Origin of the sequence: Psychrobacter sp. TB20-MNA-CIBAN-0197, from assembly GCF_040309765.1 — a bacterium.
Classification (GTDB): Bacteria; Pseudomonadota; Gammaproteobacteria; order Pseudomonadales; family Moraxellaceae; genus Psychrobacter; species Psychrobacter submarinus.
In genome coordinates this window covers 1-231 of record NZ_JBEOPC010001491.1, presented here as the reverse complement: position 1 = coordinate 231, position 231 = coordinate 1, and the positions used below count along the sequence as shown (strand labels likewise).

Below are 231 nucleotides of genomic sequence, written 5' to 3'. Positions count from 1 at the left end.
GTCCCCAGATCACACCGTCATAAGACCAGTTGGTAATGACGACCCAAAATAAGGCGATAGATGCGAATATAGCAGCGCATTGGAATAGCGCTTGTTTCCAATCAAACCAGTACAGAAAACCTTGATTTGACACTTCATGCGTTTGCGTGTTTTGCTGACGATAACCGGAATCACGATAGCTGAACCATAATCCTGCTAATATCAAAACAGCTGGAATCAAGATAGCCATCA

1 protein-coding gene is annotated in these 231 nt (G+C 43.3%); it reads right to left on the bottom strand.

What is annotated here, in order from left to right:
• On the bottom strand, positions 1–231 hold a 231-nt coding region (locus AAEY83_RS18945; RefSeq protein WP_351061802.1), incomplete at both ends, for a hypothetical protein.